The organism is Streptomyces sp. NPDC017225, assembly GCF_044331465.1.
Lineage (GTDB): Bacteria > Actinomycetota > Actinomycetes > Streptomycetales > Streptomycetaceae > Streptomyces.
Map to the genome: position 1 here is coordinate 1 of NZ_JBIRNE010000007.1, position 14,240 is coordinate 14,240.

Here is a 14,240-nt window from a genome sequence, read left to right on the forward strand (position 1 = left end):
CCGTCCGACTCATCCGCCCGCGACGGCCCCGCACGAACAGGAGACGGGATGACGGCTTGATCCGGGCGGGCGGGACACCCCCCTGGAATGGGATGATGGCCGGCGACAAGGCGACGGCGGAACGAGGAAGCCGGTGTGAATCCGGCGCGGTCCCGCCACTGTGATCGGCGAGCGAGTCCCGACAGGCCACTGCCCGACAGCGGGTGGGAAGGCCGGGGCGAGCATCGACCCGAGAGCCAGGAGACTCACGCGGTCGCCTCCTCGACGGACCACCGGGGCGGATCTCCCCGGAGAGAGGGACGGCACCGCATGCCCGCAACGCCGACCGGACGAACGACAGACGACGCGTGGCCCGCGACGGCCACCGGCCCGGTGCCGTGCCGCGTCGTGGTGTGCCGCGACTGCTGCTGCGGCAGCCCCAAAGTGACCGGCGTCGACCACGCGGCCCAGACGGAACGCCTGCGCGCCGCGGCTCCGGTACGCGTCTGCGACTGCCTCGACGTCTGCGACCAGGCCAACGTCATCGTCGTACAGCCCTCCGCGGAAGGCCGCGCCGCCGGTGCCCGGCCCGTGTGGCTCGGACTGGTCAACGACCCGGACGCGACCGAGGACGTCGCCGCGTGGGTCGGCGCCGGCGGCCCCGGTGTGGCGCCCCGGCCGGAGATCCTGGACCTCTACGTCTTCAGCCCGCCAAGGCGCCGCGCCGCCGGCTGAGGCCCCGCCGCCCCCACCGAACGGGGCGGCGCCGGGGGCTCTCCCATGGCCGGCCACAGGTCCCGGCCCTCACCCGGGTCTCGCCGTTCCCACCGAACCGGGCGGGCGCCGGGGGGCTCCCGGACCGGCCACAGGACCCGGCCCCCACCCCCGGGGCCGCACCGACGCGGGGAGGCGCACGTGAACACGCCCGAAGACGCCCGGGCGCCTGCCGGGGAAGTGGCCGCGGCCCTGGACAGGGTGGCGGGCCTCGGCGGGTTCTTCGTCCTGCCGACCGGCGGCCCCGACGCGGGATGGCACCCACTCGCCGACTCCTGCGCCCGCGGCTTCGCCGACCTGGTCCGGGCCGCCACCGACCGGCACCGCGCTCCCGAACCACGCGTCGGCGTCTCCCTCGCCCACCTGGGGCATGCCGCACGGCTCTGGTCCCCGGCTCTGGCCGGCACACTGCTGCACGGAATCGTCCCGGACCTGAGCACCTTGCGACGCGCCGACGACGGCCCGGCCCTCCGGCTCGCCCGGGCCGCCGGCTGGTACGCCGACCGGCTCCCGGCCCCCGCACGCACCCTGAGCGAGCAGGTGACGGGCCACCTGAACGCCCTCGCCGAGGAGCTGCGCCCCCGGGTCGCCCCGCGACTGCTGGACGGAAACAGCGCCTCCGCGCTCGTCGAGGCGGCCCGCGGCCTCCTGGCCGCCCATCCCGGGCTGCGCGGCCCGCTCACCGTCCTCACGAGCGAACTGCTCACCACCGGCCGCCTGGCGGGCACCGGGCACCTGACCGGTCCGGACCTGACGTTCCGGCGCCGGAGCTGCTGCCTCTACTACCGTGCCCCGGCCGGTACCAAGTGCGCGGACTGCTGCCTGGCCGGGTGAGCCCGGTCAGGCAGCGACGCGGTCGTGCACGAAGGGGGTCCTCGGAGAGCGCGGGCTTGAGGCCGACGCGGGCCGTACCCGCACCGAAGCCGTTCGCTGCGTGCTGCCGAAGGGCCGGCCCGTTCGCCGCCGACGTCGTCCGGCCGTCGTTTTCAGCGCGGGGCGGCGGGAACCCGGGGTCGGATCCGGACCTGGCAGGTGGGCGTGCGAGACCGACCAGGCAGAGCGGAGACCGTGCCACCGACGAGGAAGGGCAGAGCCGTGAACCAGCCGCAGAACCCCGTCCACCAGCATCCGCGACCCGACTTCCCCTCCCAGGACCAGCCGCATCCCGGCTGGACCGGGCCCATGGACCCGCCTCCTGACCACGGCGAGGAGTCCTACCGGGGCAGTGGCCGCCTCGACGGCCGCAAGGCCGTGATCACCGGCGGGGACTCGGGGATCGGGCGAGCGGTGGCCCTGGCCTTCGCCCGCGAGGGAGCCGACGTGCTCTTCACCCACCTGGACGAAGAGAAGGACGAGGCCCGGGAGACCGCCCGATGGGTGGAGGAGGCCGGACGCCGCGCGATCCCCGTCTCCTGCGACATCCGTGAAGAGGCCAACTGCCGGTCTCTCGTCGAACAGGCCGTCGGCGAGTTCGGCCGGATCGACATCCTGGTGAACAACGCTGCGTACCAGATGTCGCAGCCCGAGGGCATCGAGGCCATCTCGACAGAGCAGTTCGACCGCGTGATGCGCACCAATCTCTACGGCATGTTCTGGCTGTCGAAGTTCGCCCTGCCGCACATCCCCGAGGGCGGCGGCATCATCAACTCGACGTCGGTGCAGGCCTACAAGCCGAGCCCGCATCTGCTGGACTACGCCATGACGAAGGGGGCCATCGTCACCTTCACCCAGGGACTGGCCCAGATGACGATCGAGCGGGGCGTCCGCGTCAACGCGGTCGCACCGGGGCCGGTATGGACGCCACTGATTCCTTCGACGCTGCCGGACACGGCCGAGTTCGGCAGGCAGGCACCGATCGGCCGGCCGGCCCAGCCCGCCGAGATGGCACCCGCCTACGTCTTCCTGGCCTCCCCGGAGGCGTCCTTCATCACCGCGGAGATCGTCAACGCGACCGGCGGCACGCCGCTGCCCTGAACCGGCGGACCTCGGTCGGCAGGGCCTCCGCCGAGCCCGGCCCGTTGTCCGCGAGTCACCCGCCGCCCGCGCACCGGGCCGCCGGCGGGTGGGCGGCCGCCGGTTAGCCTGACCGCATGCGTGTCATGAGGGAGCTGCCGGCGCTCGCCGCCGGCGAGGTGGACGTGCCCTTCGTGATCAAGGGATACGAGGAGGTCGTCTCCGACGACACGGCCTGGAACGAGCACTCGCACCCGTGGCACGAACTGCTCTGGAACGAGCACGGCGCGTCCACGGTCGTGGTGGGAGCCCAGGTCTGGTGCGTCACGCCGACACTGGGACTGTGGATGCCGGCCGGGCAACTGCACTCCGCCTCCGCGGTCGCGGGCACCTCGTACCGGGCGCACTTCTTCCGGCACGGCACGGTGTCGGCGCTGCCCGACGTGCCGGTCGCCGTGGACATCACCCCGCTGCTCCGGCTCCTCCTGGAGCGGCTCGAGGAGGCGGACCTTCCGTCGCGCTCCCGGGCCGTGACCGAGTCGATGGTCCTCGACGTCCTGCGGCCGTCGTCCCGGGCGCTGCTGGTGCAGTTGCCCACCTCCGCGCTGCTGCGGCCGATCGTGGACGCGGTCCGGGCCGACCCCGCCCACCAGCGGACGCTGACCGGCTGGGCCGCCGCCCTCGGGTGCAGCGCGCGCACCCTGACCCGTGCGTTCCAGGCCGAGACGGGCACGAGTTTCGCCCGCTGGGTCGCCGCCGTGCGGGCCCAGCACGCGGTGCAGCTCCTCGCCCGCGGATTCGAGGTCGACGTGGTGGCCGACGCGGTCGGCTACCGCTCGGCGAGTGCCTTCGGGGCGGCCTTCCGGCGGACGACGGGGACGACTCCGGGCAGGTTCCGGGACCGCTGACGGGCTCATCGGTGTCCCGATCGCTACAAGGCCTGTCGAAAAGGCTCGATTGATGCGCGTGCACCAACTCCATACTCTGTGCAGGTAAGCCTTACCTAACCCTGCTGGTGCGCGTGCCGTGCCCCGCTCCGTCACCCCTTGAGTCCGTGACCCCCGGGTCCGCGGTCCGGAGCGTGGGCCCGGCACCGCCGACCGAAAGTGAAAACACGGGTCGATGAGAACTCCACGCCTTCGTGCGCTCGCCCTCGCGGCGGCCCTCCTGTTCGGCCTCACCGCCTGCGGCGGCCAGGACGGTGACGAGGGGAAGCAGGACGACAGCGGCGCCGCCGGCGCCGACGGTTCCGGCCAGTTCCCCGTGACGGTGAAGCACGCGCTCGGAACCACCGTCGTCCCGTCCGAGCCCAAGCGCGTCGCCACCGTGAACTGGGCCAACGAGGAGGTGCCGCTCGCCCTCGGCGTCGTCCCCGTCGGCATGGCGAAGGCCACCTTCGGCGACGACGACGGGGACGGCGTACTGCCCTGGACCGAGAAGCGCCTGAAGGAACTCGACGCCAAGACGCCCGTCCTGTTCGACGAGACGGACGGCATCGACTTCGAGGCCGTCGCCGACACCAAGCCCGACGTCATCCTCGCCGCCTACTCCGGGCTGACCGAGCAGGACTACGAGACCCTCAGCCAGATCGCCCCCGTCGTGGCCTACCCCGAGGCCGCCTGGGCCACCCCGTGGCGCGACATCATCCGCCAGAACAGCAAGGCCATCGGACTCGCCGACGAGGGCGACAAGCTCATCGGCGACCTCGAGGGGCAAATCAGCGAGACCGCCGCCAAGTACCCCCAGCTCAAGGGGAAGACGGCGATGTTCATGACGCACGTCTCCTCCAAGGACGTCAGCCAGGTCGGCTTCTACACGGCCCACGACACCCGCACCCAGTTCTTCACCGACCTCGGCATGAAGATCCCCGCCAGCGTCTCGGGGCCGTCGAAGTCGACGAAGAAGTTCGTCCTCACCAAGAGCGCCGAGCGCATCGACGACTTCAACGACGTCGACATCATCACCGGCTACGGCGACGACACCGGCGAACTGCTCAAGGCGCTCAAGGACGACCCGCTCACCTCGAAGCTGGCCGCCGTGAAGCGGGGCTCGATCTACCTGCTGCCCGGCAGCACCCCGCTGGCCACCGCGGCCAACCCCACCCCGCTGTCGATCCCGTACGTCCTGGACGACTACGTGAAGGCACTCGCCGACGCCGCGGACAAGGCCAAGTGACCGTCACCGACACCCCGACCGCGCCGGACACCCTGCTGGTAAGGCGTCCGGCGCGCGTCCGCGTCCTGTGGCTCCTCGTCATCGCCGCGGTCCTGATCGCCGTCATGGTGGCCTCCCTCGCCTTCGGCTCCCGCGCCGTCGCCTGGTCCGACGTGTGGGCGGCACTCGGCGGCGCGGAGGCCACCCTGGAGGAGGCGGCGGTCGCCAAGCGCATACCGCGCACCCTCCTCGCCGTCGTCGTGGGCGCCGCCCTCGGACTCTCCGGCGCGGTCATGCAGGGCGTCACCCGCAACCCGCTGGCCGACCCCGGCATCCTCGGCGTCAACATGGGTGCCTCCCTGGCCGTGGTCACCGCCATCGCCTACTTCGGCCTCGCGTCGGCGGACGGATACATCTGGGTGGCGATGCTCGGAGCGGCGCTGACCGCCGCCTTCGTGTACGCCATCGGCTCGCTGGGCCGCGGCGGCGCCACCCCGCTGAAGCTGGCCCTCGCCGGCGCCGCCATCACGGCCGCGCTCACCTCCCTGGTCAGCGCCGTCGTCCTGCCGCGCAACGACATCTCCGACACCTTCCGGCTGTGGCAGATCGGCGGCGTCGGCGGCGCCTCCTACGAACAGCTCGGCAGCGTCCTGCCGTTCCTCGGCGCCGGGTTCGTCATCTGCCTGGTCTCCGCCCGTGCCCTCAACTCGCTGGCACTGGGCGACGACCTGGCCGCCGGACTCGGTGAACGCGTCGCCCTCGTCCGGGCCGGCGCGGCGCTCGGCGCGGTCGTGCTGTGCGGCGCGTCCACCGCCGTCGCCGGGCCGATCCTCTTCGTCGGTCTCGTCGTACCGCACGCCTGCCGGCTCCTGGCCGGGGTCGACCACCGCTGGCTGCTGCCGTTCTCCGCGCTGAGCGGCGCGATCCTCCTGACGGCCGCGGACGTGCTGGGCCGGGTCGTGGCCCGGCCGGCCGAGATCGACGTGGGCATCCTGACCGGGATCATCGGCGCCCCCTTCTTCATCCACATCGTCCGACGCCAGAAGGTCAGGTCCCTGTGAGTGCCCCAGCCGTCCGCGCCCCGTCCACGCCGGCGGCCGTCACCCGCGCCCGGGTGCGCGGCGCGTACCGGCGACGGCTGCTCGCCTCGACGCTGCTGCTGCTCGTCGTCGCCGCGTTCGCCACGACACTCATGGCCGGCCACACCTTCTACCCGGCCGGCGACGTGCTGCGCGTCGTCATGGGCGAGCAGGTGCCGGGCGCCTCCTTCACCGTCGGCACCCTGCGGCTGCCCCGGGCGGTCCTCGCGCTGACCGCCGGATTCAGCTTCGGCATGGCCGGCGTCACCTTCCAGACGATGCTCCGCAACCCGCTGGCCAGCCCCGACGTCATCGGCATCAGCGCGGGAGCGAGCGCGGCGGCGGCCCTGGCCATCGTGACCTTCTCGATGAGCGGGACCGGGGTGTCGGTCGTGGCGATCGCCGCCGCGCTCGGAGTGGCCCTGCTCATGTACACCCTCGCCTTCCGCGACGGGGTCGCCGGAACCCGGCTCATCCTGATCGGCATCGGTATCGCCGCCATGCTCGACAGCGTCACCTCCTACGTCCTGTCGCAGGCCGGCGAATGGGACCTCCAGGAGGCGATGCGCTGGCTCACGGGCAGCCTCAACGGCACCACCTGGCAGGAGACGGTGCCCGCCGTCCTCGCCGTACTCGTGTGCGGCCCGGTGCTGCTGTCCCGGGCCCGCGACCTGAGCGCGCTGAGCCTGGGTGACGACACGGCCTCCGCGCTCGGCGTCCGTGTCGAACGCACCCGCGTCACCGTGATCGTCGCGGCCGTCGGGCTGATCGCGTTCGCGACGGCGGCCGCCGGACCGATCGCCTTCGTCGCGTTCCTCTCCGGGCCGATCGCCGCCCGCCTGGTGGGGCCCGGCGGATCCCTGCTGGTGCCCGCGGGGCTGGTCGGCTCCCTGCTCGTCCTGGTCGCCGACTTCACCGGCCAGTACGCCTTCGACACCCGCTACCCCGTGGGTATCGTCACCGGCGTCCTGGGCGCGCCGTACCTCGTCTATCTGATCGTCCGCACCAACCGGGCCGGAGGCTCACTGTGACCGCGTCCCACACCCTCGCCACCGAGGACCTCACGCTCGGCTACGGCGACCGCGCCGTCATCGAGGGCCTGGACCTGACCCTGGCGGCCGGGCGGATCACGGTGATCGTCGGCGCCAACGCCTGTGGCAAGTCGACGCTGTTGCGCGCCATGTCCCGGCTGCTCGTCCCGCGCGCCGGCCGGGTCGTCCTGGACGGCAGGGAGGTCCACCGCACCCCCGCCAAGGAACTCGCCCGCACCCTGGGCCTGCTGCCCCAGTCACCGGTCACCCCCGAGGGCATCACGGTGCTGGACCTGGTCGGCCGGGGCCGCCACCCTCACCAGCGCGCCTTCTCCCGCTGGACGGCGAAGGACGACGCGGCGGTCGCCGCGGCGCTGGAGGCCACACAGACGACCGACCTGATGGACCGGGCCGTCGACGAACTCTCCGGCGGCCAGCGCCAGCGGGTGTGGATCGCGATGGCGCTGGCCCAGCAGACCGACCTGCTGCTGCTCGACGAGCCCACCACCTTCCTCGACATCAGCCACCAGGTCGAGGTCCTCGACCTGCTGACCGACCTGAACCGGACCCGGGGCACCACGATCGTCATGGTCCTGCACGACCTCAACCTGGCCGCGCGCTACGCGGACCGGCTCATCGCCCTGGCGTCCGGACGGCTGCTCGCCGCCGGGACGACCGAGGACGTGATGACCGAGGACACGGTCCGGGCCCTGTACGGAATGGAGAGCCGCGTCATCGAGGACCCGGTCTCCGGCAAGCCCCTCGTCCTGCCGATCGGCCGCCACCACACGACGGACGCCGCGCAGGCCCCCCGGACCACCGCGTCGGACGCCTCCCGCACCGGCGCCGACGCCCGGACCACCGTCTCGGACACCTCCCGCGAGGGCACCCCGAAGTCCGGAGCGAGGCCGTGACCCCGAAACTCGCGGCGCTGCTGCCCGACCTCGCGCCCTGGCGCTCCTCCCGCGACTTCCGCCTGCTGTGGACGCAGGGCCTGGTCACCTACCTCGGCAGCGTGATGGCGCTGATCGCGCTGCCGCTCCAGATCAAGGACCTGACCGGCTCCCCGCTCGCGGTCGGTGTGATGGGCGCCGTAGAACTCGTCCCGCTGGTGGTCTTCGGACTGTACGGCGGAGCACTCGCGGACGCGGTGGACCGGCGCAAGGTCATCGTGCTGACCGAGGCGGGACTGGGGCTGCTGGCGGCCGTCCTGCTCGTGAACGCGCTGCTGCCGAGCCCGTTGCTCTGGCCCCTGTACGTGGTGGCGGGCGGGGTGGCGGCCCTCGCCGGACTCCAACGGCCCGCGCTGGACTCGCTGCTGGCCCGGATCGTCCCGCACGACCAGCTCGCCGCCGCGGCCGCCCTGAACGCCCTGCGCTGGCAGGCCGGCGCCATCGCCGGCCCCGCGCTGGCCGGCCTCGTCGTCGCCTACGCCGGCAACGTCCCCGCGTACGCCACCACCGTGGTCTGCTTCTGCCTGTCGGTCCTGATGTGCCGTCGGCTCTCGTCCGTGCCGCCCGTCGAGCACGCGGCCAAGCCGTCGTTGCGCGGCATCGCCGAAGGGGCCCGGTACGCCTGGTCGAGGCCGGTACTGCTGGGCACCTACGCGATCGACCTGTCGGCGATGTTCTTCGCCTTCCCGAACACCATCTTCCCCTTCCTCGCCGACGAACTCGACGCCGACTGGTCGCTGGGGCTGATGTACTCGGCGGGCGCCGTCGGGTCGCTGCTGGTCAGCCTGACCAGCGGCTGGGTGTCCAGAACGCGGCGGCACGGCCTGCTGGTGGTCTTCGGCGCCGCCGGCTGGGGCCTGGCCATGGCGGCGGCCGGCTGGACGTCGCAGGTCTGGCTGGTACTGGCGTGCCTCGCCCTGGCCGGAGCGGGGGACATGCTGAGCGGGCTCGGCCGCTCCACCATCTGGAACCAGACCATTCCCGACCGGCTGCGCGGCCGCCTCGCCGGCATCGAGGTCCTCTCCTACAGCGTCGGTCCGCAACTCGGCCAGGTCCGCGCCGGCGCGATGGCCGGCTGGACCGGCGCCCGCCCGGCGATCTGGACCGGCGGCCTCGCCTGCGTCGCCGCGGTGGGCATGCTCACCGTCGCACTGCCCAGGCTCGTCAGCTACGACGCCCGGACCGACGAGGACGCCGCTCGCCGCCGAGCCGACGAGGAGGCCGGGTCCCGCGCGCGGGACACCACCGCGACCGGCTCCGGCCCCGAGGACTCGGGCCCCGCCGCCCTCACCCCCGAAGCGGGCGGGGAGAATCGCTGAGACCGCCGACGCACACGGACAGCCGCCGACGCACACAGTCGACACAAGCAGTCACCGAGGTGAGAGATGCAGTTCACCACCCGCCCCACCCTGCAAGGCACCTTCGGCATGGTCGCCTCCACCCACTGGCTGGCCTCCCAGTCGGCCATGGCGGTGCTCGAGGACGGAGGCAACGCCTACGACGCCGCCGTCGCGGGTGCCTTCGTGCTGCACGTCGTCGAGCCGCACCTCAACGGGCCCGCCGGGGAGGTGCCGATCCTGCTCGCGCCGGCGGGCGGCGAGGTGCGGGTGCTGTGCGGGCAGGGCGTGGCGCCGGCCGGTGCGACGGTCGCGCACTACAAGGGGCTCGGCCTGGACCTCGTCCCCGGCACGGGACCGCTCGCCGCCGCCGTGCCGGGCGCCTTCGACGCCTGGCTGCTCCTGCTGCGCGACCACGGCACCAAGCCGCTGGCCGACGTACTGAGGTACGCCATCGGCTACGCCGAGCACGGGCACGCGCCCGTGGAGCGCTTCACTGAGACCGTCGAGACCGTGCGGGAGCTGTTCGAGACGGAGTGGACGTCCTCGGCCGAGGTCTACCTGCCGGACGGACATGCGCCCCGCCCCGGTGAGCTGTTCCGCAACCCCGCCCTCGCCGCCACCTGGAAACGGCTGCTCGCCGAGGCCGCCGGGGCGGGGGACCGGGAGGCGGAGATCGACGCGGCCCGGGAGGTCTGGCGCACCGGGTTCGTCGCCGAGGCCCTCGTACGACAGGCCGGGCGGCCCACCATGGACACCAGCGGCGACCGGCACACCGGCACCCTCACCACCGCCGACCTCGCCGACTGGTCCGCGTCCTACGAGGCCCCCGCGACGTACGACTGGAACGGCTGGACCCTCTGCAAGGCCGGCCCCTGGAGCCAGGGGCCGGTCCTGCTCCAGCAACTGGCGCTGCTCCCGTCCGAACTGCCCGCCCACGGCACCGCCGACTACGTCCACCTGCTGGTCGAGGGCTGCAAGCTCGCCATGGCCGACCGGGAGGCCTGGTACGGGGACGCGGACGGCGCGGCCGGGGTGCCGCTCGACGACCTGCTGTCGCCGCGGTACAACGCGACACGGCGAGCGCTCGTCGGCGACAGGGCGTCCTTCGAGCTGAGGCCCGGCAGCCCGGCCGGGCGCGCCCCGCGGCTCAGCGCCCACGCGCGCGTGGCGGCCGTCGAGGGCGAGGGCCTGGACGCCCTGGGGGTCGGCGAGCCGACGGTCGCCAAGCGCCCCACGTCCCCGGTGCCGGGCGAACCGGACGTCGCCGCCGACGGAGCCACCCGCGGCGACACCTGCCACCTCGACATCGTGGACCGCTGGGGCAACATGGTCTCGGCCACGCCCAGCGGCGGCTGGCTCCAGTCCAACCCCGTCGCCCCCGAACTGGGCTTTCCGCTCGGCACCCGGCTGCAGATGACCTGGCTGGAGGAGGGCCTGCCCAACTCGCTCACCCCCGGCCGCCGGCCCCGCACCACGCTCACACCCTCCATGGCCCTGCGCGACGGGGTGCCCGTCATGGCCTTCGGCACGCCCGGCGGCGACCAGCAGGACCAGTGGCAGCTGCACTTCCTGCTCGCGGTCGCGCTGCGCGCCCCGGTCCGCGGCGGTCTCGATCTCCAGGGTGCGATCGACGCCCCGAACTGGCACAACGACAGCTTCCCCGGCTCCTTCTTCCCGCGCGGGATGCGGGCGGGCAGCGTCACCGTGGAGTCGCGGATGCCGGCGGAGGTCGTCGAGGAGCTGCGGCGCCGCGGGCACGACGTGACGGTCGGCGACGCCTGGTCCGAGGGCCGGCTGTGCGCGGTCGCGCGGAACCCGCAGACGGGCGTGCTGTCGGCGGCGGCGAACCCGCGCGGAGCGCAGGGCTACGCGGTCGGCCGCTGACCCCGCACCCCGTGTTCGTGCCGATTCCACCCGGAGTACACCACCCGGGTGGGGATTGTCAGTCGGGCGTGCTCTCATGGAGTCATGATCGAGAACAACGAAACCATCGACGAGTTTCTCGCCCGGCACGCCGACGAGGTGGAGGAGGCCGTCCGCAAGGCGGCCGCCCTGGAGATCATGCCGCGCTGGCGCCGGCTCGCGGCCCACGAGGTCGACGAGAAGGCCGGCCCGCACGACCTGGTGACGGACGCCGACCGCAAGGCCGAGCTGTACCTCACCGAGGTACTGGCCGCGCTGCTGCCCGGCTCGGTCGTGGTCGGCGAGGAGGCGGTGCACGACAACCCCGCCTCGTACGAGGCGATACGCGGCGAGGCACCGGTGTGGATCATCGACCCCGTCGACGGGACACGGCAGTTCGTGCACGGCGACCCGGGCTTCTGCACGCTGGTGGCCCTCGCCCACCACGGAGTCGTGCACGCCTCCTGGACCTACGCCCCCGCCGACGACCGACTCGCCACGGCCGTACGCGGCCGGGGCGCCTTCCTGAACGGTGAGCGGCTCTACGCGGGCCCGCCCGAGCCCGGCCGTGACCTGCGGGTCGCCACGTCACACCCGGACTACACGACCGACGAGCAGAAGCAGGTCCTGCTCGGCCTGCGCGCCCCGGGGCTGGCCCCCCGCTCCTGCGGCTCGGCCGGACTGGAGTACCTCGCCGTCGCCCAGGGGGAGTCCGACGCCACGGCCTTCTCCTGGGAGGCCGCCTGGGACCACGCCGCGGGGATCCTCCTGGTCGAGGAGGCGGGCGGCACCCACCTGACCCGCTCGGGCGAGCCCTTCCGGATCACGGGTGGCAACGAGCTGCCGTTCACCGCGGCCCGCGACGCGGCCACGGCCCGCCAGGTGGTGGCACTGCTGTCGGGCGGAGCCTGATCTCCAGGTCGGGGCGCTCCGGCCGGACGTCGAAGCGGATCTGGACGACCTCGAACTCGGTCACGGTCCCGACCGGTGGCCAGTCCTCGCCGCGCGGGGGGAGCTGCCCCATGTCCACGAAGGCCCGTCCGGGCCGGCCGATGTCCACCACCAGCCCCGTCCGGCCGGGGCCCCACGGAGCGACGGTGACCGTACCGGTGACCAGCGATCCCTCGGGCAGCGGCCCAGTGAGGTGGCGCATGAACCGCCGGTGGCGCCTCGCCGTCTCCCAGACCCGCTCGAACTCGGCGCCGGTGACGTCGCCGGCGCCGGGCGGCACCTCGACCGGGCCGTCCGTCAGCACGCCGTACACGGTCTCGTAGAACGGCAGGGCGTCCGGGCCGAACCGTTCGAGCGTCGAGCGGAGGTCGTCGCGCGCGGCCGCCACCGACGCGCCGCCGTCGGTGATCGCCTCGCCCGCGCGGTAGAGGAGGTCCCCGGCGTGCGGGACCGGCAGCGACCGGTCGAACGCCGCCTGCCGCAGGGCGTGGCCGTCCAAGCCGAGTTCGTACCAGAGCCACAGCCCCTCCCGGGGGCCGGGAAAGCGTGTCCGGCGTGTCATCCCCGGACCCTATCGGTCCCGCCCGTCCCACCCTTGCCCGTGGGCTGTCGGTGCCCGGGCATATCCTGATCCCCAGTGGCCATCGGCTGACGAAGGGGTCCGAAGGTGCCGTCGATGCTCGATGCTGTCGTAGTGGGTGCGGGGCCGAACGGACTGACCGCCGCCGTGGAGCTGGCCCGCCGAGGCTTCTCGGTCGCCGTGTTCGAGGCCCGGGGCACCGTGGGCGGCGGGGCCCGCACGGAGGAGCTGACCCTGCCGGGCTTCCGGCACGACCCGTGCGCCGCCGCGCACCCGCTGGGCATCAACTCGCCCGCGTTCCGCGCCCTGCCCCTGGAGCGGTACGGGCTCCAGTGGCTGCACGCGGGGCTGCCCATGGCGCACCCGTTCCCGGACGGCTCGGCCGCCGTGCTGTCCCGGTCGGTCGGCGAGACGGCCGCCTCCTTCGGGCCGCGCGACGCGGGCGCGTACCGCAGGCTGGTGGAGCGCTTCCTGCCCCGGTGGGACACCCTGGCCCGCGACTTCATGTCCCTGCCGCTCACGGCGCTGCCCCGCGACCCGGTCACCCTCGCCCGGTTCGGCCTGGTCGGCCTGCCCCCGTCGACATGGCTGATGCGCCGCTTCCGCGACGACAGGGCCAAGACCCTCTTCGCCGGCCTCGTGGCGCACGTCATGGCCCCGCTCGGCGGCTTCGCCACCGGCGCCATAGGCCTGGTCTTCGCCCTCGCCGCGCACGCCCGCGGCTGGCCCGTGGCCCGCGGCGGCTCCCAGGCCATCTCCGACGCCCTGGCCGCCTACCTGAAAGACCTCGGCGGCACCGTCCACACCGACTACGAGGTCAAGCGCCTCGACGACCTGCCGCCCGCGCGCGCGTACGTCTTCGACACCTCACCCACCGCCCTGGCCCGCATCGCCGGCCTCGGCAACCACTACGCGAACTACCGCTACGGCCCCGGCGTCTTCAAGATCGACTACGCGCTGGACGGCCCGGTCCCGTGGACCGCCCAGGAGCCCCGCACCGCCGGCACCGTGCAGATCGGCGCCAGCAGCGCGGAGATCGGCGCCGCGCTGAACGCGGCCTCCCGCGAGGGCCGCGCCCCCGACGCGCCGTTCCTCATCACCACGCAGCCCAGCGTCGCCGACCCCACCCGCGCTCCGGAGGGCAAGCACGTCTTCTGGGCGTACGGACACGTCCCCAACGGCTGGACCGGCGACCTCACCGACGCCGTCGAACGCCAACTGGAGCGCTTCGCCCCCGGCTTCCGCGACCGCGTCCTCGCCCGCGCCACCGCCGGCCCGCCCGAACTCGCCGTCCGCAACGCCAACTACGTCGGTGGGGACATCGCCTCCGGATCGGTCTCCGGACTCCGGCTCCTGCTGCGCCCCAAGCCGTCCCTGTTCCCGTACGCCACCCCGCACCCGGCCGTCTTCATCTGCTCGTCGGCCACGCCGCCGGGCCCCGGCGTGCACGGCATGTCGGGGCACAACGCGGCGAAGGCCGTCTGGCGCCGGCTGCGGCAGACCTGACCAGGAAGGGCACTCCATGAGGAAGCCGGCATGATCAG

Annotated in this window: 13 protein-coding genes and 1 riboswitch; of the genes, 12 read left to right on the plus strand and 1 reads right to left on the minus strand. The window is 73.6% G+C overall.

Features of this window, described 5'->3' with window-relative positions; all coding sequences use genetic code 11:
- The first annotated feature begins 120 nt into the window (after nt 1–120).
- Nucleotides 121–247, plus strand: a riboswitch (cobalamin riboswitch).
- Nucleotides 248–309: 62 nt separating this feature from the next.
- From ACH4NX_RS17505 to ACH4NX_RS17555, 11 genes are all read left to right on the plus strand, one after another.
- On the plus strand, nt 310–714 hold the full coding sequence (locus tag ACH4NX_RS17505; protein WP_351395764.1) for a (2Fe-2S) ferredoxin domain-containing protein: 405 nt from the start codon (nt 310–312) through the stop codon (nt 712–714).
- A 180-nt stretch (nt 715–894) separates the two neighbouring features.
- Nucleotides 895–1,587, plus strand: a complete 693-nt coding sequence (locus ACH4NX_RS17510; protein WP_398127961.1) for a (2Fe-2S)-binding protein — start codon at nt 895–897, stop codon at nt 1,585–1,587.
- Between the two features lie 261 nt (nt 1,588–1,848).
- Nucleotides 1,849–2,727: an SDR family oxidoreductase gene (locus ACH4NX_RS17515; protein ID WP_351395770.1), complete on the plus strand. Its 879-nt coding sequence runs from the start codon at nt 1,849–1,851 to the stop codon at nt 2,725–2,727.
- 116 nt (nt 2,728–2,843) lie between these two features.
- On the plus strand, nt 2,844–3,614 hold the full coding sequence (locus ACH4NX_RS17520) for an AraC family transcriptional regulator (protein ID WP_398127962.1): 771 nt from the start codon (nt 2,844–2,846) through the stop codon (nt 3,612–3,614).
- A 214-nt stretch (nt 3,615–3,828) separates the two neighbouring features.
- On the plus strand, nt 3,829–4,881 hold the full coding sequence (locus tag ACH4NX_RS17525; protein ID WP_351395775.1) for an iron-siderophore ABC transporter substrate-binding protein: 1,053 nt from the start codon (nt 3,829–3,831) through the stop codon (nt 4,879–4,881).
- Nucleotides 4,878–5,921, plus strand: coding sequence for an iron ABC transporter permease (locus ACH4NX_RS17530; protein WP_351395778.1), 1,044 nt, complete (start codon nt 4,878–4,880; stop codon nt 5,919–5,921). The genes ACH4NX_RS17525 and ACH4NX_RS17530 overlap by 4 nt, the downstream gene beginning before the upstream one ends.
- Nucleotides 5,918–6,970 carry an iron chelate uptake ABC transporter family permease subunit gene (locus tag ACH4NX_RS17535; protein ID WP_351395781.1) on the plus strand — a complete coding sequence of 351 codons (1,053 nt, stop codon included), beginning with the start codon at nt 5,918–5,920 and terminating at the stop codon, nt 6,968–6,970. Before ACH4NX_RS17530 ends, ACH4NX_RS17535 begins: the two co-directional genes overlap by 4 nt.
- The gene (locus ACH4NX_RS17540; RefSeq protein ID WP_398127963.1) at nt 6,967–7,884 is read left to right on the plus strand and encodes an ABC transporter ATP-binding protein; all 918 of its coding nucleotides are present in this window, start codon (nt 6,967–6,969) and stop codon (nt 7,882–7,884) included. Before ACH4NX_RS17535 ends, ACH4NX_RS17540 begins: the two co-directional genes overlap by 4 nt.
- Nucleotides 7,881–9,242 (plus strand): MFS transporter, encoded by a 1,362-nt coding sequence (locus tag ACH4NX_RS17545; RefSeq protein WP_351395787.1) that lies wholly within the window; start codon nt 7,881–7,883, stop codon nt 9,240–9,242. Before ACH4NX_RS17540 ends, ACH4NX_RS17545 begins: the two co-directional genes overlap by 4 nt.
- 66 nt (nt 9,243–9,308) lie before the next feature.
- Nucleotides 9,309–11,147, plus strand: a complete 1,839-nt coding sequence (locus ACH4NX_RS17550; protein ID WP_398127964.1) for a gamma-glutamyltransferase family protein — start codon at nt 9,309–9,311, stop codon at nt 11,145–11,147.
- 84 nt (nt 11,148–11,231) lie between these two features.
- Complete coding sequence (locus ACH4NX_RS17555; protein ID WP_398127965.1) at nt 11,232–12,077, plus strand: inositol monophosphatase family protein; 846 nt, start codon at nt 11,232–11,234, stop codon at nt 12,075–12,077.
- On the opposite strand, the gene ACH4NX_RS17560 is transcribed toward ACH4NX_RS17555, so the two are convergent.
- Nucleotides 12,013–12,678, minus strand: coding sequence for a hypothetical protein (locus tag ACH4NX_RS17560; RefSeq protein ID WP_398127966.1), 666 nt, complete (start codon nt 12,676–12,678; stop codon nt 12,013–12,015). The genes ACH4NX_RS17555 and ACH4NX_RS17560 overlap by 65 nt on opposite strands.
- 114 nt (nt 12,679–12,792) lie before the next feature.
- Here ACH4NX_RS17560 and ACH4NX_RS17565 point away from each other — a divergent pair, with 114 nt between their 5' ends.
- Nucleotides 12,793–14,202, plus strand: coding sequence for a phytoene desaturase family protein (locus ACH4NX_RS17565; RefSeq protein WP_398127967.1), 1,410 nt, complete (start codon nt 12,793–12,795; stop codon nt 14,200–14,202).
- The last annotated feature ends 38 nt before the right edge of the window (nt 14,203–14,240 follow it).